Origin of the sequence: Bacteroides salyersiae (assembly GCF_031172035.1) — a bacterium.
In the GTDB taxonomy this organism is placed as follows: domain Bacteria; phylum Bacteroidota; class Bacteroidia; order Bacteroidales; family Bacteroidaceae; genus Bacteroides; species Bacteroides salyersiae.
Genome location: NZ_CP133452.1, coordinates 4,868,476 through 4,894,083, shown reverse-complemented (window position 1 = coordinate 4,894,083; position 25,608 = coordinate 4,868,476). Strand labels below are relative to the sequence as shown.

Annotated in this window: 19 protein-coding genes, 1 tRNA gene and 1 pseudogene; 9 read left to right on the top strand and 12 right to left on the bottom strand. The window is 48.0% G+C overall.

Annotated elements, in window-relative coordinates:
• Positions 1–54 precede the first annotated feature (54 nt).
• From RB604_RS18765 to RB604_RS18740, 6 genes are all read right to left on the bottom strand, one after another.
• Positions 55–5,895, bottom strand: a complete 5,841-nt coding sequence (locus RB604_RS18765; protein WP_008655861.1) for a helicase-like domain-containing protein — start codon at positions 5,893–5,895, stop codon at positions 55–57.
• On the bottom strand, positions 5,885–6,337 hold the full coding sequence (locus RB604_RS18760; protein ID WP_008645575.1) for a DUF1896 domain-containing protein: 453 nt from the start codon (positions 6,335–6,337) through the stop codon (positions 5,885–5,887). Before RB604_RS18760 ends, RB604_RS18765 begins: the two co-directional genes overlap by 11 nt.
• 163 nt (positions 6,338–6,500) lie before the next feature.
• A complete protein-coding gene (locus RB604_RS18755; RefSeq protein ID WP_008645574.1) occupies positions 6,501–8,591 on the bottom strand; it encodes a type IA DNA topoisomerase in 2,091 nt (696 codons plus the stop codon).
• A 59-nt stretch (positions 8,592–8,650) separates the two neighbouring features.
• On the bottom strand, positions 8,651–10,228 hold the full coding sequence (locus tag RB604_RS18750; protein ID WP_008645573.1) for a DUF3945 domain-containing protein: 1,578 nt from the start codon (positions 10,226–10,228) through the stop codon (positions 8,651–8,653).
• A 19-nt stretch (positions 10,229–10,247) separates the two neighbouring features.
• Complete coding sequence (locus tag RB604_RS18745; protein WP_008655857.1) at positions 10,248–10,598, bottom strand: helix-turn-helix domain-containing protein; 351 nt, start codon at positions 10,596–10,598, stop codon at positions 10,248–10,250.
• 3 nt (positions 10,599–10,601) lie between these two features.
• The gene (locus tag RB604_RS18740; protein WP_032535420.1) at positions 10,602–10,958 is read right to left on the bottom strand and encodes a helix-turn-helix domain-containing protein; all 357 of its coding nucleotides are present in this window, start codon (positions 10,956–10,958) and stop codon (positions 10,602–10,604) included.
• Positions 10,959–11,244: 286 nt separating this feature from the next.
• Here RB604_RS18740 and RB604_RS18735 point away from each other — a divergent pair, with 286 nt between their 5' ends.
• Complete coding sequence (locus RB604_RS18735) at positions 11,245–11,538, top strand: helix-turn-helix domain-containing protein (protein WP_032535412.1); 294 nt, start codon at positions 11,245–11,247, stop codon at positions 11,536–11,538.
• A gap of 39 nt (positions 11,539–11,577) precedes the next feature.
• Complete coding sequence (locus RB604_RS18730) at positions 11,578–11,883, top strand: helix-turn-helix domain-containing protein (RefSeq protein WP_008645571.1); 306 nt, start codon at positions 11,578–11,580, stop codon at positions 11,881–11,883.
• A 79-nt stretch (positions 11,884–11,962) separates the two neighbouring features.
• On the opposite strand, the gene RB604_RS18725 is transcribed toward RB604_RS18730, so the two are convergent.
• Both RB604_RS18725 and RB604_RS18720 read right to left on the bottom strand, forming a co-directional pair.
• Complete coding sequence (locus RB604_RS18725) at positions 11,963–12,325, bottom strand: virulence RhuM family protein (RefSeq protein ID WP_008645570.1); 363 nt, start codon at positions 12,323–12,325, stop codon at positions 11,963–11,965.
• 11 nt (positions 12,326–12,336) lie between these two features.
• Positions 12,337–13,572 carry a site-specific integrase gene (locus RB604_RS18720; protein ID WP_008645569.1) on the bottom strand — a complete coding sequence of 412 codons (1,236 nt, stop codon included), beginning with the start codon at positions 13,570–13,572 and terminating at the stop codon, positions 12,337–12,339.
• A gap of 347 nt (positions 13,573–13,919) precedes the next feature.
• On the opposite strand from RB604_RS18720, the gene RB604_RS18715 reads away from it, so the two are divergent.
• Positions 13,920–14,756, top strand: a complete 837-nt coding sequence (locus RB604_RS18715) for a 4Fe-4S binding protein (RefSeq protein WP_055294186.1) — start codon at positions 13,920–13,922, stop codon at positions 14,754–14,756.
• A gap of 72 nt (positions 14,757–14,828) precedes the next feature.
• Here RB604_RS18715 and tilS read toward each other — a convergent pair whose 3' ends face one another.
• Positions 14,829–16,112: a tRNA lysidine(34) synthetase TilS gene (gene tilS, locus RB604_RS18710; protein ID WP_055294184.1), complete on the bottom strand. Its 1,284-nt coding sequence runs from the start codon at positions 16,110–16,112 to the stop codon at positions 14,829–14,831.
• A gap of 187 nt (positions 16,113–16,299) precedes the next feature.
• Here tilS and feoB point away from each other — a divergent pair, with 187 nt between their 5' ends.
• The 5 genes and pseudogenes from feoB (at position 16,300) to RB604_RS18685 (ending at position 20,327) form a co-directional block, all read left to right on the top strand.
• The gene (gene feoB, locus RB604_RS18705) at positions 16,300–18,786 is read left to right on the top strand and encodes a ferrous iron transport protein B (protein WP_055294182.1); all 2,487 of its coding nucleotides are present in this window, start codon (positions 16,300–16,302) and stop codon (positions 18,784–18,786) included.
• On the top strand, positions 18,783–19,001 hold the full coding sequence (locus RB604_RS18700) for a hypothetical protein (protein WP_005930226.1): 219 nt from the start codon (positions 18,783–18,785) through the stop codon (positions 18,999–19,001). The genes feoB and RB604_RS18700 overlap by 4 nt, the downstream gene beginning before the upstream one ends.
• Positions 19,002–19,052: 51 nt before the next feature.
• Positions 19,053–19,124, top strand: a tRNA-Cys gene (locus tag RB604_RS18695).
• A 148-nt stretch (positions 19,125–19,272) separates the two neighbouring features.
• A pseudogene (locus RB604_RS21495) lies at positions 19,273–19,350 on the top strand (ISAon1 family transposase N-terminal region protein); the annotation flags it as partial.
• 506 nt (positions 19,351–19,856) lie between these two features.
• The gene (locus RB604_RS18685; protein ID WP_005930231.1) at positions 19,857–20,327 is read left to right on the top strand and encodes a hypothetical protein; all 471 of its coding nucleotides are present in this window, start codon (positions 19,857–19,859) and stop codon (positions 20,325–20,327) included.
• Positions 20,328–20,424: 97 nt separating this feature from the next.
• Here RB604_RS18685 and RB604_RS18680 read toward each other — a convergent pair whose 3' ends face one another.
• Genes RB604_RS18680 through RB604_RS18670 form a run of 3 tightly spaced genes read right to left on the bottom strand, consistent with a single transcriptional unit; the run spans position 20,425 to position 22,153 of the window.
• Positions 20,425–20,892, bottom strand: coding sequence for a GNAT family N-acetyltransferase (locus tag RB604_RS18680; protein WP_005930237.1), 468 nt, complete (start codon positions 20,890–20,892; stop codon positions 20,425–20,427).
• Positions 20,893–20,895: 3 nt separating this feature from the next.
• On the bottom strand, positions 20,896–21,378 hold the full coding sequence (locus tag RB604_RS18675; protein WP_005930239.1) for a GNAT family N-acetyltransferase: 483 nt from the start codon (positions 21,376–21,378) through the stop codon (positions 20,896–20,898).
• Between the two features lie 13 nt (positions 21,379–21,391).
• Entirely contained in the window at positions 21,392–22,153 is a 762-nt protein-coding gene (locus RB604_RS18670) for a class I SAM-dependent methyltransferase (protein ID WP_055294179.1), read from the bottom strand.
• Between the two features lie 509 nt (positions 22,154–22,662).
• Between RB604_RS18670 and RB604_RS18665 the strand changes: the two genes are divergently transcribed.
• On the top strand, positions 22,663–25,404 hold the full coding sequence (locus RB604_RS18665; RefSeq protein WP_224206283.1) for a glycoside hydrolase family 3 C-terminal domain-containing protein: 2,742 nt from the start codon (positions 22,663–22,665) through the stop codon (positions 25,402–25,404).
• The last annotated feature ends 204 nt before the right edge of the window (positions 25,405–25,608 follow it).

Genomic DNA, 25,608 nt, shown 5'->3' with positions numbered 1-25,608 from the left:
ACTTTTAGACCTTTTGGATAGCCCCTATTAATATTTTATATAAAATTCATAATTTTAAATTTTTATCCCTTTCGATCGGTTTTCATCCTTAAACTGAAAACCCGGACGCCCGATAATGATATGATTGGCAATGAAATTGCCAGACGGACTTCGTTTATCCATCGGGCTGCGAATCTGCGGGACATCATCGGTTTGTTGTGGCGATATGCTCCGTACACCTTCCGCATCTGGCTTGATCTCCTGCCCGTTCTTTTCTTTTTCGGTGACTTCCTGCGCGGGCGGCGCAAGCTCCAACTGTATCTTGCGGTCAAGCGCGGCAAGTTCGGACTTCAACTGTTTCAGTTCGTCCTCTTTCTTCCACACCTTGCCCGCTATCTCCTGCAACTGCGGAACCTCCTTTTCCAGCACCTCGTTCTTCGCCTTATACTGGTCGATGATGGACGGAATCCTCTCCAATGCATTCAGGAAATTACGTGCGGCGGCTACCGGGTCAGCCATCGCCAGATGCCCGTTGTTATAGGTGTATTTGTAATTCCCTTCCACCACGAAGCGATTGTCGGTAAATTCCAGCCCCTCTTTGAGTATCCTCTCGCTGACCACCATTATCGGGAAACCGTAAATCTCCCCGACAGGCTTGTACAAACCGCCCGTCGTGGCGTTCTTGGCTATCTCCTGCAAACGCTTTCCAATAACTTTTTCGTCGGTTGAATCCACGCCGTCCACCTTGACAATATTAAGGCGACTACCTTCCTTATCAGTCTGCACAACGGAAAGAAAACGGTTCCAGTCCTCCGTCATGGCTTCGATGACAGCCGTGTTGTTGCGCAGTTCCCCCGTCTTGGCTTCCAGCTTGAACTCCGAATCGCGCTTGCCCTTGTTGAACGACTTGCGTTCCCCTTCAAGCGATGCGATACGCTTCTCCAGTTTCGCCTTGTCCAAAAGGTCGGTATTGCCGGAGAGCAACGCCATGTACTCCGAGAAGTTCATGCCCGATTTCTCGTCCATAGCCCCCTCATCGATGGTACGTGCGCCCATCGCCCCGCTTTTGAGCTGCGAGATGAACGTCTGCTTGCAGTGCAGCAGGTTGAACTTGTAGCTGTCCAACGACTTTTCCACCGCGTAGATGATGACATCCACATTGTTCCCGGCAAAACGCTTGGCAATCTCGTTGCCCGCCCTAACTCCGCGTCCGTCACGCTGTTGCAGGTCGGATGGACGCCACGGCGTATCCAAATGATGGATTGCGACACACCGTTTCTGCGCGTTCACACCCGTTCCGAGCATGGAAGTGGAACCGAACAGCACGCGCACCGTTCCGGCGTTCATGGCGTCTATCACCCCCTTGCGTGCCTTGTCGGTCTTGCACTCCTGAATGAAGCGCACCTCGCTTGCCGGGATGCCGTAGTCCTCCGTCAGCTTCCGCTTTATCTCGCTGTACACGTTCCATCCGTCGCCCGGCTGGTATGTTCCCAGATCCGAGAACACGAACTGCGTGCCTTTCTGCGCGTCGTATTTGTGGTAATACTCCGCAATCGTCTTGGCGCAGTGGGAAGCCTTGTTGTCGGGGTGGTCCTCATAATGCGGGTCTATCATGCGCATGTCGAGAGCCATCTTCCGCGCGTAATCGGTGGCGATAAGCATCTTCGCCTTCTCCTCCGTTTCCGACAGGGGCGGTCTGCCCAGCAGCGTGGCGTCACCCGTCTTGGCGAACTGCATCAGCTGTTTGATGAAATACTCTTGGTCGGGCGTGGGAGGTATGTGATGCAGTATCTCGTTCTTACGCGGACGATCCACACCCACGTCCTCCGCCGTGCGGTAATCGGTAATCTCGTTGTAGAAGGCGGCAAGCTCCGGCACTTTGATGAAATATCGGAAACGCTCCTTCTGAACCACATTGTTCGTCACGTTGAACTCGAAGTCGGTTGTCTTTTTGGCGAAAATTGCCGCCCATGCGTCGAAGCATCGGATATCCTGCCTTTCCAATTCCTTCGGACGCAGATACTTGAAGAGCAGGTACAATTCCGTCAGACTGTTGGAAATGGTTGTGCCGGACAGGAACGTAGCCCCCAAGTCCTTGTCCGTGCGCTCCTGTATAGTTCGTATGGCAAAAAGCATATTCAGGGCTTTCTGGCTTCCTTCCGAGTTTCCCAACCCCGCCACACGGTCATGCCGGGTGTTGAAAGTCAAGTTCTTGAATTGGTGGCTCTCGTCAATGAAGATGTGGTCGATGCCCATCTGCTTGAAGTCCACTACGTCATCCGTGCGGGATTTGATGGCGTGTTCCACTTTCTCCAACTTCGCCACAAGGTTGTGCTTGCGTTTCTCCAATCCTTTCAGCATCGCCCGCGACACGTTCTTGCCCTGCTGCCGCAGCACTTCAAGGTTTTCCTCCACCGTGTCAAGCTCCGCTTGCAGGATGCGCTGTTGCAACTCCGGCGACTGTGGTATCTTGCCGAACTGGTCGTGCGACATGATGACGCAATCGTAGTCGTTGTTCTTGATGTTGTTGAAAAAACGCACGCGGTTGGCAGTCGAGAAATCCTTTTCCGAAGCGTAGAGAATCCTCGCATTAGGATATGCCGCCTGATAAGTGGCTACTATCTCCGCCACGTTCGCCTTCAAGCCGATAATCATCGGCTTGTGCGCCAAGTTCAGACGCTTCATTTCATGCGCTGCAATACACATTATCAGTGTTTTACCTGTTCCAACTTCGTGGTCACAGATCCCGCCTCCGTTCTGTTTTATCATCCAGACGCAATCCTTCTGCGACGGATAAACGCTTTGAATACCCCGGCTTGCCAATCCTTTCAGATTGAGGTCGGGAAACGTCTGGTGCGAACCGTCATACTTCGGTCGCACGAAACAGTTGAACTTGCGGTTGTACATTGTCGTCAGCCGTTCCTTGAACTGCGGCGACTGCTCTTCCAGCCATTCCGAGAACCCGTTACGGATTTCGTCAATCTTGGCGTTGGCGAGCTGTATGCCCTCGCTGTCGCGCACCTTGATGTCATTGCCATGCTCATCCTTGCCGATGGACTTCATCATGTCGGGGCAGGTGTTGTGCAGGGCGTGTTTCAACAGGTGCATACCGTCATAGTTCCGGTAATAGCCCTTCACTAAAAACTCGTCCGTGATTTTCATGGTGCGGTAGCCGCACGCCACCGAATACTCGTCCATGCTTGCGGAGTAGGCGATTTTCACGTCCGTGTCGAAAAGATGGCTCATGTAGGCGGCGTACACGCCCGTCGGAATCCAGCGTTCCCCGAAATTGAAGTCGAGGTCCTCGAAGGCGATGCGCGGCGGCTCGGCTTCTTTCAGAGCCAACAACGCCTGCTTCACTTCCGGCATACGCCCGTTTTCTGGGTTGTCACCCATCCATGCCTTGATGCGCTCCGCCTTCTCTATCACGTTCCCGGCGATGAACCTGTCCTTTATCTCGTAACCGGTTACGAGCGGGTTGTAGAAGATGCGTCCTTTGAGGGCGTCAAGCAATCCCTCTTCCGTGCTGTCGGTTATCTCCCGCATATAGTCGAGATTGACCGTGCCGAACTTGTTGAGCGATGCGGAGAGTGCCTCTTCGGGAGAGCTTACGTTGGCATGGCTCTCCACCGAGAAGGAAACGGGACGCTCGAAGATGTCCGCCTTGACGAACCTGCCGTCTTCCGCACGTTCCAACGAAAGGATGTCGCGCCCGGCGGCATCCATCATCAACAGTTTCACGTTCTGCTTGGCATTGAGGTTGCCGTAGCGCATGACAAACTCATCGTAGCAGGTGTTCAACGCTATGCGTTGTGCAGACCCTTCATCGTGATACTCCGCCTCGTAGCGGTAAAGCCGCTCGTATGAATCACGGAGTGACACATACAACATCGCTTTCTCCTTCTGGTAGCCAGTCAGGTCAAGCGGTTGGAATGTCGCGCCGTAAGGCGTGAGGTCTTTCAAATAACCGAGATTGCGTGAAGCATCCAGTACCATAGAGCCGTCACGATAGTGCGGCTCCAGCATGCCGTTGAACGGACGGGGAGAAAGGTCGAGAGGTTCCTCCTCCGGTTTTTCCGCTTCCATTTCGGGGAAAAGGGAGGTTGCAGCCGTTTCCGTTGCGTGAGCGGCAGGAGTGGCGGCAACTTCCGGCTGCGTTTCGGGTTGCCGTGTTTCCTGCTCCGGTGCGGCTTTCACGTCCGGGACATGCTGCCGTTTCTCCTGATGCTGTGCCGCCAGCCTGCGAAGCTCCTTGCGTCGCTCCGGCGTGAGGTCCATCATCATTTCATAGAAGCCGTTGATGGGCGGGTTGGTATCCCAATCCAAAGTGGCGTAAATATCATCCGGATCGGCTTTGGCTGCGACACTCACCGGCTTTGTTTCTTGGCTGTCCCTGTTCTCCGTCGGTGGTGCGGCAGACGGCTGTGGCGGTGCGGTCGTAACCTTCGGCGTAACCTGCGCCTGCGGTTTGGGAGGCATACGTCTTGCCGGGCTTTCCTTTTTCGCCGTCTTTTTCTTCTTGGAGGGTGCTTCCTGCTTGCGTACCTCCTCGGTCATGCCCCAGAGGTCGAGCAGGGAGAGCTGCACGCCCTCCGAATAATCGGGACGGTGCGGCTCTATCTCCGGCTTTTCTTCCTCCGGCTGCGGTGTTACCGCTTCGGGCTTGGCTGCCATTTCATTACGTGGCTGTATCTCAGGAGTGACAACTGGTATGGAAATGGTTTCCGTAACCGTGCTTTTCCCCTGTGCCGGATGCAGGCTGTACATTTCATACAGTTCTTTGTCAAACTGATGCAACTCGATTTTCAGATGTTCCCGCAAGTCCTCCGCCATTTGCCCGATGCCGCCCCGGTGCAGGAGTTGATAGGCAGGTTTCCCGTAAGGGTCTGTGCCTCTGATTAAATCCGTATTGGAAAGAGAGCTGATGCTCCATACATACCCGTTCACCGAAGTGCCGATGGGCGTCTGTTCGGTCTGCATGAAAAGTTTCTCGTTGTAGTACAGTTCCCCGTTCTTTCCGCTGTTCTTTTGCAGGATAATCAGGTCGCTGCCCACCTCCGTACCCGCGTTGTCCGTGAAGAGATTGTTCGGCAGGCGTGCGACACCCACCAGATTGGCATTACGCATCATATACTCGCGTATGGGTGCGTTGGACGGTGCGTCCAGCACCCCCTGCGAGGTGATGAACGCCACGATGCCGCCCTCACGCACAGCGTCAAGGCTTTTCAGGAAGAAGTAGTTGTGTATTGCCTTCGGTGCGGAACGCCTTGCCGGGTCTTGGCTTCCTGTAAACTCCGGGTCGAACACAGCCACGTCGCCGAACGGGATGTTCGAGATGGCAAGGTCGAAATAATCCGTGAAGGGCTTCTCTATCTTCTCGAATCCCTGCACCCTTACCTTTTGGTCGGGATGCAGGTGTCCCAATATCTTGCCCGTCATCAGGTCTTTCTCGAAAGCCATGATGTCCGCGTCCGGCTTGTTTTCCAGCACGGCATCCACGAATGCGCCCACGCCCGCCGACGGCTCCAACACACGGTCGGGACGTATGCCGTGTTCATGCAGAGCCTCCGCAATCGTGCCGGTTATCTCCGGCGGTGTGTAGAATGCGGTCAGCACGGACTGCTTCATGGCATCCGCGTACCGCTTGTACTCCGTATCGTCCTTGCTGTTTTCACGCACCAGCCTGTGCAGTTCCACCGTAGGGGCAAACAGTTCGAGGTCCGATTTCGCCCAATGCACGGCATCCGTCAGTTCCTTTGCCGGGTTCAGTATGCACTTCAACCCGCCGAAACCGCAATACTTCCGAAGTATGGCTTGTTCCTCGGCGGTTGCCGTCCTCCGTTCCCTGTCAAGGATGAATGCCGTCCGTATCGCCTCGATGTTGTCCCGCAGCCGTTGTTTGCGGTTAAACGCCATATTCCCCGATATAAAGGACGACGGCTCCCGTCAGCTCCGTGTAGAGCAGGTCGTATTCGGGCGACAGGGCGAAGTTGTCGTCCGAAAGATCATAGGCGGAGAATACGTTGCCGACAGGCGGCAGCAGCTTTCGGATGAAGGCTTCGCGTTTCTTTTCCGGCACTTCGTCGGCAAACTCGTTTTCCACGACTTCGCGGAGGATGGCGTACTTGGAATAGCGAAGACCACGCAGGAGCGTGTCCATCGCCAACTCCTGCGCCCCCTCGGACGGATAGCCTTCGAGCCGCGCACGCTCATACGTTTCGGCGGCACGGTCGGCACGTTCCCGGATGAAGGCATCGTCGGAAGCCTGTTCAAACCTGTTCGTGCGGAGATAGTCCAGCAGGTACAGACCGTAATAGGAAAAGTCGGTCTGACCTTCGTTTTTCTTCTTGTTGTTCATTACTTTGGAATTTAGTGGGTTGATAATGATGGGGATAATCGTCTGAAAAGGAGAATGAAAAGGCACTCGGTATCCCTCCGAGTGCCACCACTAAATCCAAAGTATGAGTGTAATCCGGTATCGAAGAACAATTCATTACTCTGAACAAGTGGCAAAGTTAATACTATTTCTTCCGTCCTGAAAATTTCCTGCTCGTTTTCCTTTCGGGGAACACGAAAGTCGTGTTATAGTCCCCGTCAAAGGCGACTATGGCGTCGAAGCTCTTGCCCTGCTTGCTCTTGAAGCCTTTGAGCGGCTTCGTATGCCCATCGGTGAGCAGCTCTTTGATCTCGTCATCGGAAAGGGTGCGGTTCGCCTTCAGGCGGAACACGGGTAGCCCGCAGTCCGCGTTGTCGCAGCGGACGACCTTGCCGTAGAACTGCATACTGCCCGTTCCGCACTTGGGACACTTGCAGCCGGAATCCCTGCGGGCGAACAGCTTGTCGCACGAGAGCAGTTCGGAGGTAATCTCCTTTGTGTACGCCTCTATCTCCTTGCAGAAGGTGTCGGCGGGCAGCTCCCCGCGCTCGATGCGTGCCAGATTCTTCTCCCATTCGCCCGTCATGGCGACGTCGGCGATGCGCATCGTCTTCACGACAGAGTAAAGGGCAAGCCCTTTTTCTGTCGGCACAAGCGATTTCTTGCAGCGTTCCATGTAGCCGCGCTTGAAGAGCGTTTCGATGATGGCGGCACGGGTGGCGGGCGTGCCGATGCCGCAGTCCTTCAAAGCCTGACGGAGTGCGTCGTCCTCTATGTCCTTGCCCGCCGTTTCCATAGCCGAGAGCAAGGTTGCTTCGGTATGCAACGGCTTGGGTTTGGTCTTTCCCTCCGTGATGGAACAGCCTTTCAACGTCAGCGTGTCGCCTTCCCGCCAGCCGGGGATGGCGGTTTCTTCCTTGTCCTCCTCACCATATACGGCACGCCATCCGGCTTGCCTGATGACGCTGCCTTTCACCGTGAACTCCACTCCGGCACACTCCGCCGTGACGGTAGCGGTGTCCTTGACGCATTTCTCGGAGAACGCCTCGATCATGCGCCCGGCAACCATCTGATAGACGGTGTTGTCTTCTTTGGAGAGGAACAGCGGTTTCTCTCCCGTGACGAGCAGGGCGTGGTGGTCCGTCACCTTGCTACCGTCCACGCTTCTGCGTGTCGGGACGGCTTTCGGCTGCACCTTGCCTTTCCATTCGGGCAAAGCCCCGATGAAGGCGAGCAGCTTGGGGATTTCGGCGAACACGTCTTCGGGGATGTAGCGGCTTCCGGTTCTCGGATAGGTGATGAGCTTCTTCTCGTAGAGCTTCTGCGCGATTTCAAGCGTCTGTTCCGCCGTGAAGCCGTGCTTGGTGTTGGCTTCCTTCTGGAGCGTGGTCAGGTCGTACAGGAGCGGTGTTTCCTCCGTCTTCTCCTTGCGTTCGGCTTTCGTGACGGTGGCTGTGCCTGCCGACTTCACCTTATTATACAGTTCCGTCGCGGGCTCTTTCTCTTTCCATTTTTCGGAAGAGGAAAACTTCACAGTTCCTTCGTCGCAGCCGTCCGTTGCGATATGGAGCTGCCAGAAGGCTTCGGGCGTGAAGCGGCGGTTCTCCCAGTAGCGTGCGCACACCATCGCCAATGTAGGTGTCTGCACCCGCCCGACGGAGTAAGTGCCGTGTCCGGCGGCGATGGAGAGTGCCTGCGTGCCGTTGATGCCCACGAGCCAGTCCGATTCGCTCCGCGCTTTGGCGGCAAGATAGAGGTCGTCGTATTTGCCGCCCGCTTCAAGGTTGCGCAGTCCCTCGCGGATAGCCTTGTCGGTAAGCGAGCTTATCCAGAGGCGGACGAACGGGGTGGCGCATCCGGTGTAATGGTAGAGGTAGCGGAAAATAAGCTCACCCTCGCGTCCGGCATCGGTCGCCACGATGATCTGTTCACTTTCCTTGAATAGCCGGGTGACGGTCTTGATCTGCGTCACCACGCCGCTGTCGGGCTTGTAGCCCTTCTCCGTCTTTACCTGACGGGGGACGAGCGTGAAGGTGTCGGGGATGACGGGCAGGTTGTCACGGACGAAGCCGCGTATGCCGTAGCCGTCGGGCATGGCAAGCTGTACGAGATGTCCGAACGCCCAAGTCACGGCGTAGCCGCCTCCCTCGAAATATCCTTCCTCTCTCTTTGTCGCGCCCACGATACGGGCGATCTCACGTGCCACAGACGGCTTTTCTGCAATGATTGTCTTCATATTCTTCTGTCGTTTTGAATTTTACAAATGTTACTTCGGATTTAGTGGCGGACACCGGATTACATCTTCATGCCCTTATTGTTTCTTTTTTGCGGCTTCTCCTGCTGCTGTTGCTGCGCGGTGTCCTTCGGGGCGGTCTGTCCCTTCCGCAACGGCTCCTTCAGGTTCTTGGTAGCCTCGTTGGTCTTGCCCTCGCTGTTCACCGCCACCTGCGTGCGGCTCTCGTTGGAAGGCGCGACCTTCTGCGCGTTGTCGGGGTTGGTGTCGTAGCGGTACGGGCGTCCCTTCTCCGGGTTGAACTTGATGTACATCGTGGCGTGGAAGCCCTGCTTGTCGGTCACGTTCTCCAGTTTCACGGCTTTGCCCGCCACGTAGTCGGCTTTCTGCTGCTCGGTGAAGTCCACGCCGCTCCATTTGCTGATGGGGCGGATGCTGCCGTCGGCGTTCGTCCACGTGTTGCGGCGTTGCTCCTTGTTCGTGTTGGCTGTGTTTTCCGTACCTTGCGCCTGTTTCTCCTTATTTTCCTGTGTCTGGACGGCACGGGGCGACCTGCCGGTTCCCGGCACGAACTCCACGCCGCGCTGCTCCACGTTCACTTGCAGGGTGGTGACGAACTTCCTGCCGTCCTTGCGTTCGATGAGTTTGTCACGCACGGGCAGACCGGCACGCAGCATGTCCTGCTCCTGCTTGGTGATTTCCGTCTTGCCGATGCGTTCCGGTATGCGCACCTTGCTGGCCGAGACATCCGTGATTTCGTTCGTCTTGCGGTCGATGCTGACGAACGAGGGGATGATCTCGCCCGTTTCCCTGTCCACGAGGTCCACGACCCTGCCGAGGTTGCCCGTTTCGCGCAGGTTCTTCCGGTCATCGTCGGAGAACTTGTGTTCCTTGTAGTCGTCGAGCTTCTGCTCCTTGCGGATGAAGTGCGGCACAAGGCTGACGTTGCCCTCGCCGTCCTTCTTGAAGGAGAGGCGGGCGTCCAGTTCGAAAGCCTCTCCGCCGAAATTGGGCGACACCCTCACCAAGTCGGACTTGCCGTAGTTGAGCATCCTGTTAAGGTCGCCCGACTTTTCAAGGTCGTCGCGCTTCACGCCCCATTTCTCCTCCAACTTCTGCCAGTTGATCTTGCTCTCGTCGATGGGCTGGTAGCCCCGGTTGCCCTGCGTCTGCTGAGGACTTTCCTGATTCTGTTCGTTTTTCTGTTCCATTTCTTCCTGTTTTTTAGGTTCGTCATCTTGTTTCTGTTCCGGTTGTTCCTGTTTTTCGGCGGACTGCTCCTCCTGTACTTTCTTTTCGTAGCCGGAGGTGTCCACCTTGTGGGGCGCAAGCATCTCCTTGTTGCCGTCGGGATCTTTCAGCAAGTCCTTGATAACCTCCAGCAGTTTGTCGGCTTGGTCCGCCGCGACACGGTAGAAACCGAAGCGGCTGGGTTCCCTGCACTGCCGGAAGAAGTTCCTGAAGAAGTTGTCCAGCACGTCGCCGTGCCGGTCGAATTGCAGGAAACTCTGCGCGTTCTCCGCTTTCGCGGGGATACGCTTGGGGGAGCCGTCGGCGTTCAGCCCGGCTACCACGCTGATTTCGCCCGTCTTCTCGTCACGGACAACCAGCACGTCCTTTTCGTCTTTTTTCTTTGCCATCTGAAAAATGTTTTAATGGTTATTTTTGAAAGAAATTATGGATACGAGCCTTGTAGAAGGCTATGTCTTCCTTGCGGAAATCCTTTACATGTTCGGAGAGGAACGTCAGCACGTCCGCCTCGCTGTAATAGGTCTTTTTGCCGAGCGTCTTGTAGGGCAGCGCGCCGATGCTGCGGTAGCGTTGCAGGGTGCGCTTGCTGATCTGGAGCAGTATGCACAGGTCTTGGTTGTCGAAAAGCCTGATCCCGTCCATCGGGTTCGGGGCTTTGCCGGACGGCTGCATGGAGAGCAGCATCTCGTCCTGACGGTCGAGCCGTTCCATCACCTTCTGCATCCAGTTCTCGAAATTGTTGCGGGTAAGCAGTTCCATGTCTTACGTCCTCCTTCCTTTGGGTCTGCCGCCCGTGCGCAGCGTGTGGTTGCGTTTCAACTGTTCCGGTGTCGCGGCTTCGCCCGTAACGGTGCTGTCTTCGAGCAGGCGGTCGATTTCCGACTGCCGGTAGCGGCACTTGCCGCGCAGCACGACATAGGCGATGCGCTGTTCGCTGCGCATGCGCTGGAGGGTGCGGCAACTCACGTTCAGCAGGTGCGCCGCCTCGCGGGTGGTGAGCAACCTGTCGGGAGCTTCTTCCTTCCTACCGCCGGAAACGGCACGCACGTGTGCCGCTATCTCGGCTATCTGTTCCGTCAATGCGGTGAAGGCGGAACTTTCCATCGTTATCACTTTCATATTCAGTTCTTTCTTTTGGTTTATTTGCATGAACATAGGCTGCGCCTCGGCATACCGTTCAAGCGGGCTTGACGTTCTGCGCTCGGCTTGCGCTATGTTTCTGCGACAAAATTCGGCAATAAACCAAATGGGCTTTAACAGCTCACTACGTGGCTCACGTAAGATTTTTACGGATAATGGCTCCGTAACCCGGACAGACGGCGCAACAAGCTGCCTTTTAGCGGGAAACGGTACGTGTTCAAGGCGGCTTCGTTACCTTTGCGGCAAACTCTGAAATGTTTTGCTTATGGAAATAGTATCTATCGAGAAAAAGACCTTCGAGATGATGGTGGCGTCCTTCAACGCCCTCGCGGAGAAGGTAGCCGCCCTGAGGCGCAGGAGCGACGGCGGGCGGATGGAAAGGTGGCTCACGGGCGAGGAGGTCTGCGGGCAGTTGAGGATCAGCCCGCGCACGTTGCAGACTTTGCGTGACAGGCGGCTTATCGGCTACTCGCAGATAAACCGCAGGTTCTATTACAAGCCGGAGGAGGTCAAAAGGCTCATTCCGCTTGTCGGCACGCTCTATCCCGGCGGAAAATGATTTGATTTTTATTATTCACAACCCACTGAATCCGAAGTTATGATGAACGAGAACAATGAAGTGTTTACGATGGAGGACGAGCCGCTTGCCACCGTCGTGCAGAACATGCGCAAAGGCTCGAAATGGCTCTCCGCCTTTCTGGAAAGTTACCGCCCGCCGTTGGACGGGGAGCGTTACCTGACGGACAGGGAGGTGGCGGAACTGCTCCGTGTCAGCCGCCGCACCTTGCAGGAGTACCGCAACAACAGGGTGCTGCCCTTTATACTTTTGGGAGGGAAGGTGCTTTACCCCGAATCGGGGTTGCGTGAACTATTGGAGGCGAACTACCGCAAGCCGATGGAATAAGGCGGCTGCATGAAAAAAGGAAACGGGCAACTCCATACGGGCTGTCCGTTTCCTTTTTCTTTTTTCTTTTTATGCGTGTTTAGCAATACCCGGCTTTTCCGTTCTGTATGAACATCACGTATGCCTGCCGCTTTTCCTTCGAGAGTGCCTTGCCCACCAGCCACGTGCGGAACACGTGTGCATGGTAGGTGTTCAGCCGGAAGGCGATGGGGATGATGATTTCCAGCGAATACACGTCGGCTGAAAGCCCGTTTTCAAGCCGCATGTAGCGACACACCTCGTAGTCGTTCAGCACGTCCGGCTTGCGGACGGCTCTGATGGCGGCGTTCACTGCCGGGACGCCCGTGTGGAACAGTCCGGCGATTTCTGTGGAGGTCATCCATATCTCGTTACCGGTTACGCTGACCGCCTTGTCCTCTATGATGATTATGTCACGTTTCATGGCTTTTCTTTTTAGATGGTGCAACCTGCAAATTCCTCGATGCCGTTCAACCTTGCGGCAAGGTTCTCCATGTCTTGGTTGAGCTTTTCTTTGGTGATTTTCGCGTATATCTGCGTCGTTTTTATGCTCTTGTGTCCCAGCATGGAACTGACCGTTTCGATGGGTACGCCGTTGGAGAGGAACACCGTCGTGGCTGCCGTGTGTCGGCTCTGATGCCACGTGATGTGCTTGGTGATGCCGCAACGCTTGGCGACGGAACGGATTCCGGCAAGGCACGTGTTGTAGTGGGGAACGGGGAAAATCCTGCCGTTCCCGCACAGACCCCGGTATTTGTCGATGATGCGCTTTGCGATGTCGAGCAGGCGGATATTGGACACCACGCCCGTCTTCTGGCGGTTGATGTTTATCCACTCGTGTTCGTCGAAGTAGGTATGGATGTTCTCTTCCGTCAGGTTGCGCATGTCGGCGAACGACAGGCCCGTGAAGGCGCAGAACAGGTAGAGGTCGCGGTAAAGCTCCTGCTTGGCGTTTTTCAGCCTGCCCTCCATCAGCAGCCGGATTTCCTCTTTCGTCAGGAAACTGCGTGTCGTTTCCTCCTTCTTGATTTCATACTCCCGGAATGGGTCGCGTGTGAGCCACTCGTTGTTGATGGCGATGAACACCATCGTCCGCAAGGGGCAGACATACAGCCACACGGTGTTGGTGCAGCAGTGCTTGTCCGTGCGCAGGAACATCTCGAAGTCGGAGATGAAGGCGGGCGTAAGCTCTTTCAGCGCGATGTCCTTCACGCGGTAGCGGATGGTGAGGAACTCTTGCAGGTGCTTGTAAACGGTCCTGTACTTCAGGAGCGTGCCTTTGGCTTTCATGCCAGCATCCACCTGTTTCTCGTAGTCTTCGTTGTGCTGCCGGAACACCTGCATCAGCGTGTGATAGCGATGTTCCAGTCCGAGAAAGGCGTTCTTGACCTTCTCCGCCGTGACGAAGTTGTCACGCTCCATGATTTCCTGATAGTGTTTGTTGATGCGCACACGCATCTTGTCGAGCATGCGGTTCGTTTCGAGTGCCGCCGAGCTTCTGCCCGTGACACGTCCCCCTTTGGTGTCCCACAGCTTGGGATCGACGGTCAGTTTGCAGCTGAACTGCGTTTGGCTGCCGTCCACCGTAATGCGTCCCATGACGGGTACTGTCCCGTCCTTTTTCACTACCTGACGTTTGAGGTAGTAGATTACTGAAAATGTACTCTTCATCGTCCTTATTTTTTTAGGTTCAAAATTAGTTGGTGAAGAGTCCGTCGCCGGTACGCAAAACGGGGAGGAACGGCGCAATCTTTTTCCGTAACCGGATTTGTTGCGTGAGTTGTCAGTAACTCACTAATCCTTAACGCCTTGTTTCGTTATCCGTGTCCGTTTGTCGCCATTCCGTGCATGGTTACGGACAAGTAACGTAGCGGCGTCCTGATTTGGCTTCAGCGGTGATTGCGATGGCTTCACGAATAATCGGAAGCACGACTGAAACCCTTGTAACTCAATTCTATCACTATATCTTTCCGCATTTCTCTTTTTTGTAGTAACTTTGTTACTTAAAATTGAACATTATGATAGTTACTGAAGCTCATCTTATTTATTTTTCGCCTACCCACACATCTAAACAAGTAGGTGAAGCAATTGTTCACGGAATAGGAATAACTAATTTTTCAACGACCGATTTAACCTTAAAACCGGTTGAAGAAATGGAGCTTCCGACTTCTGCATTGGCTGTTGTGGTAGTTCCTGTATATGGCGGACATGTAGCTCCGTTGGCAATGGAGCGTCTGGAAAGTATCCGGGGTAACGATACTCCGATAGCATTGGTAGTGGTTTATGGTAATCGTGCTTATGAGAAAGCTTTGACGGAACTGGATGCCTTTGTTTTACTGAATGGATTTAAGGTAATTGCCGGGGCGACTTTTATAGGTGAACACTCTTATAGCAGTGCGAAATATCCGATTGCGGCAGGGCGTCCTGACTCTAATGATTTGGAATTAGCAGTGGAATTCGGCAAGAAATTGAAAGCCAAAGTAGAAGCAGCTTCCAGCCTGGAAACTCTTTATCCGATTGATGTCCGGGCTATTCCCCGGCCGCGACAACCTTTTTTTCCGTTATTTCGCTTTTTGCGTAAGGTGATAAAACTACGTAAGAGCGGTGTGCCTTTGCCGCGTACACCGTGGTTGGAAGACGAAAGTCTTTGTACGCATTGTGGTGCATGTGTACGTCATTGTCCGACAGGCGCCATATTGAAAGGTAATGAAACACAAACGGATGCAGAAAAGTGTATTAAGTGTTGTGCTTGTGTTAAATCATGTACGCAACAGGCGAGAGTGTATGATACTCCGTTTGCTGTGTTGCTTTCGCAGTGTTTTACCCGGCAGAAAGATCCGAAAACAATCTTATAGTCTATCAATAAAAATCCTCTTTCGCACGCTGAAACCGAATAACGGAAAGCAAGCGGAAGAGGAATTGGCACATTATTCCTCGTTAATCTTTAGGATGATTACTCTTTTTGTGTTCCCGTCTATTCGAAAACGATTGTCGGTCCGTTCTCCTATTACCCAAGCTATTTTGTCCCCGCAGCATAGAATCCATTGTTGTTCTTTCCGGATGACGGAGAATTTTCTGTCTGTCAGGTAGTCGCTTACTTTTTTCTTTCCTTTCATTCCAAAAGGGATAAAGGTATCTCCCGTCTGCCATTTTCTTAAGCTGAGTTTTTCGACTAATTTGTCAGCATCAAAGTAGGCAATGTGTTTGTCGCGGGAAATAATAAAATCCCTTGTGTATTCTCTTTCTTCTCTGATTAGTTTGAAAGGAGGGTATTCTTTTTCTTCCTTTTTGTCTATCAGCAGATATTCTCTGTCTTTCGTTATTCTCCAACCTTCTTTGCTTATAAATTGTTTGCCTGCTTGTTTATTTAATGCAGTCAGGATGTTTTTAGTTTGTGCCGGGTTGAATCCCAACGGATAGAGTATTTCGAATAGCAGTGTTTCCGGGGCGGGTTCGTTTAGCAATGCAGTGATACGGATATTGCCTTTTTCCATTATCCGTTGTTTCCCTTCATCTATACCTTTATTATATATACGCACTACATCGTTCAGATAATTACTGGTATCGATAATATGTTCTTTTGCTGCCGGATTAATTTCCTGCATAAGTGGCAACAGGTTCAGACGTATTTTGTTGCGGGTGTATTCGTCTTGCAGATTTGTACTGTCCGTCACGTATTGCTGACCGGTGCTTTGCAGGTAATCAATAATTTCTTTTCGGTCGATACATAAAAGCGGCCGCGCGATATCTCCGTTTTTAGGCCGTATTCCCAATAATCCGTTTATTCCTGTCCCACGTATAAAATTAAGCAATACCGTCTCTACGCTGTCATCTTGATGGTGAGCCACGGCGATGACATCGGCATTTGTCTGTTTTTTTATCTCTGCAAACCAGCGATAGCGCAATTCACGCGCTGCCATTTCAATCGATATTTTATTCTCGGTTGCATATTGTTCTGTCTCGAAATGCACAATATGCAAGGGTATTTTCATTGTCGCACATAAATCCCGAACGAACCGTTCATCCCTGTCTGATTCTTCCTTCCGTAGATGGAAGTTGCAGTGTGCGGCTTCGCAATTATATCCCAATGTATGAAGAATGTGTAGCAATGCCACCGAATCGGCACCACCGCTCAATGCTACGATAATGTGGGCTTTTGAAGAAAATAAATGCTCGTTATCAATATATTGTGCAACCTTTTTACGTATCATGTTGCAAAGATAAACATATTATAAATAATTTATAAAATGATTCGAATAATAAAATTAAACCGGTCTGATTGTTGTAACATTTGGCGTGTCGTTTCGTGTGAAAAGTATCTCTATTTAAAAACATTCTAAATAATTTGTATCGTAGAAACTTATCCGTTATCTTTGCAGAAAATTAATAGAACAAAGTATGCGTTTGTCCGAATTAAGAACAGGAGAGAAGGGTGTTATTGTTAAGGTACTCGGCCACGGAGGCTTCCGTAAGCGTATTGTCGAGATGGGTTTTATCAAAGGTAAGACCGTAGAAGTATTACTCAACGCCCCCCTTAAAGACCCCATTAAATACAAAGTATTAGGTTATGAGATTTCGCTTCGCCGGCAGGAGGCCGACATGATAGAAATCATCAGTGAACAAGAAGCGGCAGAACAGGTGCATCAGCATCAGGACTATCATCAAGGCATAAGCGAAAATGTTTATCCGGGTGAGGAAGAGTTGAAGCGGTTGGCACTTGGGAAGAGAAGAACTATTAATGTAGCTTTGGTTGGTAATCCGAATTGTGGAAAGACTTCTTTGTTTAATCTCGCATCCGGTGCTCACGAGCATGTGGGTAATTATAGCGGAGTGACTGTCGATGCTAAAGAAGGGTATTTTGACTTTGAAGGTTATCATTTTAAGATAGTCGATCTCCCCGGTACTTACTCTCTTTCGGCCTATACACCCGAAGAAATTTATGTGCGCCGGCATATCATTGATGAAACTCCGGATGTGATCATTAACGTTGTGGATTCTTCCAATCTGGAGCGTAATCTCTATCTTACGACTCAGCTTATCGATATGAACGTCCGCATGGTTATTGCCCTTAATATGTATGACGAACTTGAGTCCAGTGGCAATACTCTCGATTATCGATTGCTGAGCAGACTTTTCGGCGTGCCTATGGTTCCTACTGTTTGTAAAAAGAATTTAGGTATCGATCATCTGTTCCATGTTATCATCAATCTTTATGAAGGGGGTGATTTCTTTGATAAAAATGGAAATATAAATCCGGAAGTTGCAAAAGAACTGCAAGACTGGCATCGTACCCACGTAGACGAAACTCATCACGAAGAACATTTGGAAGATTATGTTCATCCTCATAAATCGGGGGAACGCGTGTTCCGTCATATTCACATCAACCATGGCCCTGATTTGGAGAAAGCCATTGATGCGGTAAAAGAGGAAATCTCGAAAAATGAAGCCATCCGCTCTAAATATTCCACTCGTTTTCTTGCGATAAAACTTTTAGAAAACGATCCTGATGTTGAACGTATTATTCGTACGTTGCCCAATTCGGAAGAAATTATCCGGATACGCGATAAGGCAGCGAAACGTATCATGGTTGCATTGAATGAAGATAGCGAATCTGCTATTACCGATGCAAAATATGGTTTTATTAGTGGTGCATTAAAAGAGACATTTATTGACAATCATCAGGAGAAGGCGCAGATGACGAAGGTCCTTGATGCCATCGTGACACATCGTGTGTGGGGATATCCCATCTTTTTCCTTTTCATGTATATCATGTTTGAAGGTACTTTTGTGCTTGGGGAGTATCCGATGATGGGAATTGAATGGTTGGTAGAGGCGTTAGGGAGTCTGATCAATAATCATATGGGCGAGGGGCCGTTGAAAGATATGTTGATAGATGGCATTATTGGTGGAGTAGGCGGGGTGATCGTCTTTTTGCCTAACATCTTGATCCTTTATTTCTTTATTTCCCTTATGGAAGATTCCGGATATATGGCTCGTGCAGCTTTTATCATGGATAAAATAATGCATAAGATGGGACTTCACGGCAAATCGTTTATTCCTCTTATTATGGGATTCGGATGTAATGTTCCCGCTATCATGGCTTCCCGTACCATAGAAAACAGGAAAAGCCGTCTTGTAACGATGCTTGTCAATCCGTTGATGTCCTGTAGCGCCCGTCTTCCGATTTATTTGTTGTTGGTAGGCGCTTTCTTCCCGAACAATGCAGGATTGGTATTGTTTTCTATTTACTGTATCGGTATTTTGCTGGCAGTGCTGTTGGCTCGTTTGTTCAGCAAGTTTTTGGTTAAGGGTGATGATACTCCGTTTGTGATGGAACTGCCGCCTTATCGTATGCCTACAATGAAAGCTATTTTCCGTCATACGTGGGATAAAGGTGAACAGTATCTTCGTAAGATGGGAGGAATTATAATGATTGCATCTGTCATTATCTGGTTCTTGGGGTATTATCCCAATCATGATGCTTATGAGACGGTTGCCGAACAGCAAGAGAGCTCTTATATAGGGCAGATCGGAAAAGCAATCGAGCCGATAATCGAACCTATGGGATTTGATTGGAAGTTGGGCATTGGTCTGATTTCCGGAGTTGGTGCGAAAGAATTGGTGGTTAGTACGCTCGGTGTGCTTTATACAAATGATGCTAATGTGGATGATACCACTTTAGGAGAGCGGATTCCGATAACTCCGTTTGTCGCTTTCTGTTATATGTTGTTTGTGTTGGTATATTTTCCATGTATTGCTACATTTGCAGCTATAAAACAGGAGTCGGGAAGTTGGAAATGGGCATTTTTCACGGCGGGGTATACCACTGTATTGGCATGGGTATTGACTTTTGCTGTTTATCAGATAGGAGGATTGTTTTTATGACCTGGGATTGGCAGGAATGGGTAGTTGCTTTACTAATAGTGTTATGCGTGGCTCGTATGGTATATGGGATTTATAATTTTTTTCGCAGTACGAAAAATAATGAAAATCCTTGTGCAAGTTGTGCAAGTGGCTGTGAATTAAAGCGTCAGCTTGATAAGAAGCAACAAGAGTGCAAAGTCACTAAAAAACATCCAAAGAAAAATTGCTGTGGATAGTTTGGTAGTTTGAAAATTTATACTACCTTTGCAACCGCAAATGGGAAATAAGGTTCCTTGGATGAGTGGCTTAGTCAGTGGTCTGCAAAACCATGTACGGCGGTTCGAATCCGCCAGGAACCTCAATAGTAAAGCGCTAATTACTGATAAATAAGTAATTAGCGCTTTTTTATTTTAAGTCTTGAAGTGGCACTACAATATTCCGGGGTCAACGTAAAAATCTGAGGGGTAAATTTTAAAATTAGTATTTTTGCCTTCAAATTTATTTAGTATGGATTCCAATGGTTATCGCTTTTTGCTTCCTGAAGGTACTTTAGATTACTTTGATCTTGTAGATGTGCAGGAAACCTGTTACAGATTCTATCAAGAAGGATATTAATGAACTGAAAGGTAGGGTTCAGTATTATGAGGGGAAAAGTATAATAGGGAACAATCAAATCTAACCATAGGTTACAATTGTCTTATGGTTATGGAACAGATATTTAATGAGGAACAGCAGGAAAAAGCGCAATTCATTTCGAATCATCCTTTGGCTAAGTTATCGGACTTGCGCTCAAATGAAATAAAAGATTTGGCGACAGTGTAGTGTTGCTATTCAGGCAAGATTGACGGTAATGGTTGTGCTTTCCGACTGTTGACGAATTTATACTTCTTCTCAATAGCTACGTTGTTATTACCTTGAAGGGTAGTAATGATGCCAAAATTGACTATTGCAAGGCATTGGAAAAGTCACACACGGAACATTTGACGGAAGGCTTTCAGCAGTTGGTTGTTGAAGTGGAGATAGCTGCTTTGCAGAGGTATTTGTCTATCATAGCTTAACAGGTTATTTGAGAAGAAGTAAATTGTAGACATATGGATATTAAGGATAAAATAACTCAAACCCTCATAGGTATAACTGCTCAATTACAGGAAATAAGTTCAGAGTTCTATATTATAGGTGCGTCTGCTATGATTTTGTCGAATATAAAGATAGGAGAAACATCAGATATTGATATTCTGACAACTGAAATGAATGCATCTAAGTTGCAATATTTACTGAAAGCGTATATGGAAGTTTCCCCTGAAACCAAAGAGAATGATTTATTTCACTCTAATTTTGCCAGATTTAATCTTCCTCTAATGGATATAGAGGTCATGGGAAACCTCCAAGTCAAGAAGAATAATATTTGGCAACCTGTTTGTGTACAAGAATATAGAGAAGTTTCAGTTGGAAAAATGATTGTCAGAATACCAACAATTGAAGAGCAAAAAAGAATTTTATCTCTTTTTGGTAGAGAAAAAGATTTAAAAAGACTTCAAATATTGAATCAGTACTCTTTATGATGTGTCATATAGGGAGTATCATTGGATATCAGATTATATTATAATGGAGCAGACTCTCCGGAAAGGAGAGATTCTATATTTATCAGTACCTGTATAATTATTCAAGTACTTGTTTCTCAGCTTTTAAAGATGAAGTACATTTTATCATAGGAGTGTATTTCAGCCCATCGGTTTCTTGCTTTTCATTTATTTTTGAAAAGCCTAAACTTTCGTAGAACCTCACAGCATAGGATGAAGAATTTACAGTTATTTTGTCTGCTATTTGATTTGCATAAGCATAGTCGAACAATTTTCTGCCTATACCTTTGCGATGATGGTCGGGATTTATAAAAAACAGAGAGATATGTGCACCGTTGAGCTTAGTCCCGATAATACCGATAAGCTCATTGTTATCAAAAGCTCCGCAAACAGTGAGTTCATTCATCAGCTTTTTGTTGTGGATGAACTTTTTAAATGTTTCTAATCCGTTGGTGTCAAAGTCGGTTGTTCCGCACTTGGTAAATACATCAAGTGATAGTGCAACCGCTTTGTCATATTCCTCATGATTTAATTGTCGGATATTCATACTTTATTTTGTTAAATTCTTCGCCATCCAGTAATTAGTCAGACAAAGCTGATTAGCCCTGCGCTTTTGTTCTACTTCTACTATGTAACCCTGTTTCTCAAAAAAAGGACGGGCGGTTATGCTTACTTCTGATGTAATGCGCATAATCCCTTCTTTAATAGCATATCGTTCTATTTCTTCCAAAAGCATAGTTGCGATACCTTTACCTTGAAAGTCTTTGTGGACGAACATAGAGTGTAGGTATCCTTGTGGGGTGATGGATGAGAAACCTACGAGTTGAGACTGCTGATTAACGGCAACAATAAAATAGTGAGTTTCTATCATCTTTCCTATTTTGGAAAGATCATCTCCGCACGATGCCCAGTCTTCAACTTCCTCTTGTGAATAATCATGCCTGTTTATTACAAGTACGGTATTTTTATATAAATCCTTTAGCTCAACGATGTCCGATTGTTGTGCTACTCTGATCGTGAAATCTGTTTTCATTTTCTATTTTGAATCAGTGATTGAATGTTAGAACGTATATCTGCTTTTCCGAAATGTCCTTAAATACTTCTTCTTCAAAACTTCCAAACTTGTGGATGATATTAAATCCGGCCCATTTCAGATATGAATCTAATTCCTGAGGGAAAAATAATCTCATATCCATATTTTGAATTGAATGAAACTCACCATTTATAAAATAATGCCATTCTATACGGTTCATTTGAGTTGCATTTTCATAATGCATTATTTGTTTTATCAATACTTCTCTACCATCATTGGTTGTATATTCGGCAATTACTTTTTGTTCTTTTTCGCTTTCGACAATATACTGAATATTGGGATTAAAGCAGTCTAACAGAAATAATCCTCCTTTTTTGAGATGATTTTCAACACTCTTTAGTGCTTTAAATAAATCTTCATTTTTATATAAATGATGGATTGAATTGAAAGGAATAAAGATAAGGTCGAATTTCTCTTGTAAATTTAATGTCCTGATGTCTGCTTCAATAAAATTGATCTCTAATCCTGCTTCGAAAGCTTTTATTTTTGCTTGCTTCAGCATTGATGGAGTGTAATCAACTCCACTGATATGGTATCCGTCTTTTGCGATTGGAATCGTAAGCCTGCCTGTGCCACAGCAGAGTTCAAGTATTTTAGCATTCTTGTTTTGAGGTAACCACTTCTTATAAAATTGCAAGTCAGATAAGAAGATGTTTAATCCATCATACATATTTGCGTCATAAATCAAATCACCAACTCTATAATCTGTATTCATTTTATTTTTAAATTATATTTATTGTACAATCTTATTGAAGTGCATTTTTATTAGTGCTAACTTGTTTATGGGTATAACTCAGATATCTTTATCATGCTATACGTTAGTAATAGTGTGTGCCTTTTCCTGAAATTTATGTATATATGCGCAAAATTAATAATTTCAATCATAATCTTGTGAATCAAATAAATAAAAAAACAACTCTTCTGAGAAATATCTTGTATTCCTAAAAGCATTCAACCGAAAAGACGCACTCTTTTATATGCTAAATAGCATAGCTAATGGGGGCTACGTATGACCTTGCCGTTGGATTTATAAGTAATAGCCTTGTGAAAGTGATTTGTTTATATGGTAAATGCCTTATTATACGAAGCGCTATTATGGTGGAATATCTATGCGAAAAGAGGGATTAATAAATAAGTTCCTCTTTTCGCATTAGATATTCTACCTTTATTTTTCTCATGGATGGTAATTTTGCTGATATAGATTTATTAATGAATATAAATACCATGAAGAAAAAAACAATTACTCTTACAGCAGTGTCACTTGTGGTGGCAAGTTGCGTAATGGCGCAAACTCATCCCTTTCAAGATGAGTCGCTCAGTTTTCACGAACGTGCCAAGAATCTGGTGTCGTTACTTACTTTGGAGGAAAAAATCAATCAGGTAGGACATCAGACATTGGCTATTCCCCGTCTGAATATAAAGGGATATAATTATTGGAATGAGGCCATTCACGGTGTTGCCCGTTCCGGACTGGCTACTTCGTTCCCGGTATCGAAAGCGATGTCGAGTACTTGGGATTTACCGTTGATATTCGATTGTGCTGTGGCTACATCAGATGAGGCACGTGTATATAGTAATACAAAGGATAAAGGTCTTATTTACTGGTGTCCTACTATTAATATGAGCCGTGACCCGCGTTGGGGACGTGATGAAGAGAACTATGGTGAAGATCCGTTCCTGACGGGAAAAATAGCGGTGGAATATATAAAAGGTATGCAGGGAGACGATCCGAAATATTATAAGACAATAGCGACAGCCAAGCATTTTGCTGCAAATAATTATGAGAAAGGACGCCATAGTACATCGTCGGATATGGATGCGCGTAACTTACGTGAATATTATCTGCCTGCTTTTGAGATGGCCGTTAAGGAGGGCAATGTACGCTCTGTCATGAGTGCGTATAATGCACTAAACGGTATTCCTTGTGGTGCTAATCATGAATTGCTTATCGATATTTTACGTACAGAATGGGGATTCAACGGCTTTGTTACTTCGGATTGCGGTGCGGTAGATGATGTTTACCAATCGAACAGGCACCATTTTGTGAATACTGCTGCTGAGGCTTCTGCGGTATCTATTGTGAATGGAGAAGATTTGAATTGCGGAAATACCTTTCAGGACTATTGTAAAGAAGCGATTGAAAAGGGATATATGCAAGAAGCGGATCTTGACACTGCTCTTGTAAGAGTATTTGAGGCGCGTTTCTCTGTCGGTGAATTTGACAATGCTTCCAATGTTCCTTGGAGAAGTATTTCTGACGATGTTCTTGATTGTGAAGAGCACCGTCAATTGGCATATAAGGCAGCACAGGAGGCTATCGTTTTGCTGAAAAATGACAATAATATACTCCCGCTCGATAAAACGAAAAGTGTTGCCGTTATCGGTCCTTTTGGTAATACAATCACTCTTGGAGGGTACTCCGGTTCACCAACGGCGCTAACTACTCCGTTTGGTGGCATTGCTGAAAAGATTGGGTACGTGGTAAATGACGGAACCATACAGTTTGAAGATTGTGAGGAACAAAGTGTACCGTCGGATAGCAAACGATTGACACATGAAGCTAACGGGTCTGCCGGAAATTTGGGATATATTTTCAATGGCGATTGGGTTGCTTTTAATGATATTAATTTGGGAGAAGGAAAATCAAGAGTTGACATTTATTCGGGTGCCAAGAACAACAATGCGACCATTGTAAAGTTCTATCTTGATGAAATAGATGATACACCGGAGGCGACTGTCACATGCCCTGCAACCGGTAACTGGAGTAAGTATGAAATAACGACTGCGGAAGTCGACCCGAATGTATTCAAGGGGGTACACAAGGTGTACGTACAGTTTGAAGGCGGAACAAACGGGGATAAGTATTGTGCGAATATGGACTGGTTTAAATTCTATGATCCGAATGCAAACAATCCGCTTGAAGAGGACGGTCCGCTTTACCTTTATAAGGGATGTGCAGTTACGGGGACGGCTGAAACAAACCTTGAGAGAGCCAAAGAAATAGCTGCCAAGGCGGATGTCGTTATATTTGCTGCCGGGACAGACCTTACCGTTTCCGATGAAAGTCATGACCGCACTAATCTTAATTTGCCGGGTGACCAACAAAAACTTTTGGAAGCTGTTTATTCGGCTAATCCGAACGTCATATTGCTGTTGCAGACTTGTTCGTCCGTGACAATCAATTGGGCTAAGGAGCATGTTCCGGCTATTATCGAAGCCTGGTACGGTGGGCAGGCACAAGGAAAAGCGATTGCTGATGTTTTGTATGGAGATTATAATCCTTCCGGTAAACTGACTTCTACTTGGTATAATGCGCTGAGTGATTTACCTAACGGTATGCTCAATTATGATATTCGCGATGCAAAATATACTTATATGTATCATGACAAGACTCCGCTTTATCCATTTGGATATGGTATGAGTTATACCACATTCGAATATCAAAAATTGAATATTAGCAAGAGCAGGCTCGCGGCAGGAGAGGAGTTGATTGTTAGTGCGGACATTACCAATACGGGCAAGTATGCCGGTGCGGAAATCGTTCAGTTATATGCTCATGTAAATTCAAGTATAGAACGTCCGCTTAAACAGCTTGTCGGATTTGCACGTGTAGAATTGGAGCCCGGTGAAACGAAAACTGTCACAATGCCATTGAAGCACGAACAATTGTCTTATTTTAATGAACAGACGAATACATTTGATGTAGAAGAAGGAAGCGTTGATATTTACGTTGCTGCAAGTTCGGCTGATGTACGGTTGACAGGTAAAATCAATACGGAAGCTGCAACTGTTAAAACCACTTATAAATCGGCTCCTACCGGTATACAGGATGTAATAAATAATCTTAAATTGCAAAACGACCGGATATACAATATTTCCGGTTATTGTGTCGGTACTGTTGAAGACTTTGAAAGATTGCCTAAAGGTTTTTATATTGTCGGTAATAAGAAAGTGATTAAGCAATGACCGTCTGGACATTTTAAGAACTTGTTTCAATTTTCCTCTTAAAATTAACCTCAGTCCGCTATAAGAATCATCTTGTAGCTTTTAGGAAAAACAGTTGCTAATACAAAGCAAGATTTCAGCAAAGTTTTGCATCAAAATATGGAAAGGGTGTCAAAAGTCGAACTTTTGACACCCTTTATGGTTATTTTCGTTGAACGAAAAGCG

Excerpts from the sequence above, each read along its gene's own strand:
- RB604_RS18720 (WP_008645569.1), bottom strand. The coding sequence starts at position 13,572 with ATGAAGAGTACATTTTCAGTAATCTACTACCTCAAACGTCAGGTAGTG.
- RB604_RS18685 (WP_005930231.1), top strand. The coding sequence starts at position 19,857 with ATGGATATTAAGGATAAAATAACTCAAACCCTCATAGGTATAACTGCT.
- RB604_RS18765 (WP_008655861.1), bottom strand. The coding sequence starts at position 5,895 with ATGGCGTTTAACCGCAAACAACGGCTGCGGGACAACATCGAGGCGATA.
- RB604_RS18680 (WP_005930237.1), bottom strand. The coding sequence starts at position 20,892 with ATGAATATCCGACAATTAAATCATGAGGAATATGACAAAGCGGTTGCA.
- RB604_RS18755 (WP_008645574.1), bottom strand. The coding sequence starts at position 8,591 with ATGAAGACAATCATTGCAGAAAAGCCGTCTGTGGCACGTGAGATCGCC.
- RB604_RS18700 (WP_005930226.1), top strand. The coding sequence starts at position 18,783 with ATGACCTGGGATTGGCAGGAATGGGTAGTTGCTTTACTAATAGTGTTA.
- RB604_RS18760 (WP_008645575.1), bottom strand. The coding sequence starts at position 6,337 with ATGAACAACAAGAAGAAAAACGAAGGTCAGACCGACTTTTCCTATTAC.
- RB604_RS18670 (WP_055294179.1), bottom strand. The coding sequence starts at position 22,153 with ATGAATACAGATTATAGAGTTGGTGATTTGATTTATGACGCAAATATG.
- feoB (WP_055294182.1), top strand. The coding sequence starts at position 16,300 with ATGCGTTTGTCCGAATTAAGAACAGGAGAGAAGGGTGTTATTGTTAAG.
- RB604_RS18735 (WP_032535412.1), top strand. The coding sequence starts at position 11,245 with ATGGAAATAGTATCTATCGAGAAAAAGACCTTCGAGATGATGGTGGCG.
- RB604_RS18745 (WP_008655857.1), bottom strand. The coding sequence starts at position 10,598 with ATGGAACTGCTTACCCGCAACAATTTCGAGAACTGGATGCAGAAGGTG.
- RB604_RS18740 (WP_032535420.1), bottom strand. The coding sequence starts at position 10,958 with ATGAAAGTGATAACGATGGAAAGTTCCGCCTTCACCGCATTGACGGAA.
- RB604_RS18715 (WP_055294186.1), top strand. The coding sequence starts at position 13,920 with ATGATAGTTACTGAAGCTCATCTTATTTATTTTTCGCCTACCCACACA.
- RB604_RS18750 (WP_008645573.1), bottom strand. The coding sequence starts at position 10,228 with ATGGCAAAGAAAAAAGACGAAAAGGACGTGCTGGTTGTCCGTGACGAG.
- tilS (WP_055294184.1), bottom strand. The coding sequence starts at position 16,112 with ATGATACGTAAAAAGGTTGCACAATATATTGATAACGAGCATTTATTT.
- RB604_RS18730 (WP_008645571.1), top strand. The coding sequence starts at position 11,578 with ATGATGAACGAGAACAATGAAGTGTTTACGATGGAGGACGAGCCGCTT.
- RB604_RS18665 (WP_224206283.1), top strand. The coding sequence starts at position 22,663 with ATGAAGAAAAAAACAATTACTCTTACAGCAGTGTCACTTGTGGTGGCA.
- RB604_RS18725 (WP_008645570.1), bottom strand. The coding sequence starts at position 12,325 with ATGAAACGTGACATAATCATCATAGAGGACAAGGCGGTCAGCGTAACC.
- RB604_RS18675 (WP_005930239.1), bottom strand. The coding sequence starts at position 21,378 with ATGAAAACAGATTTCACGATCAGAGTAGCACAACAATCGGACATCGTT.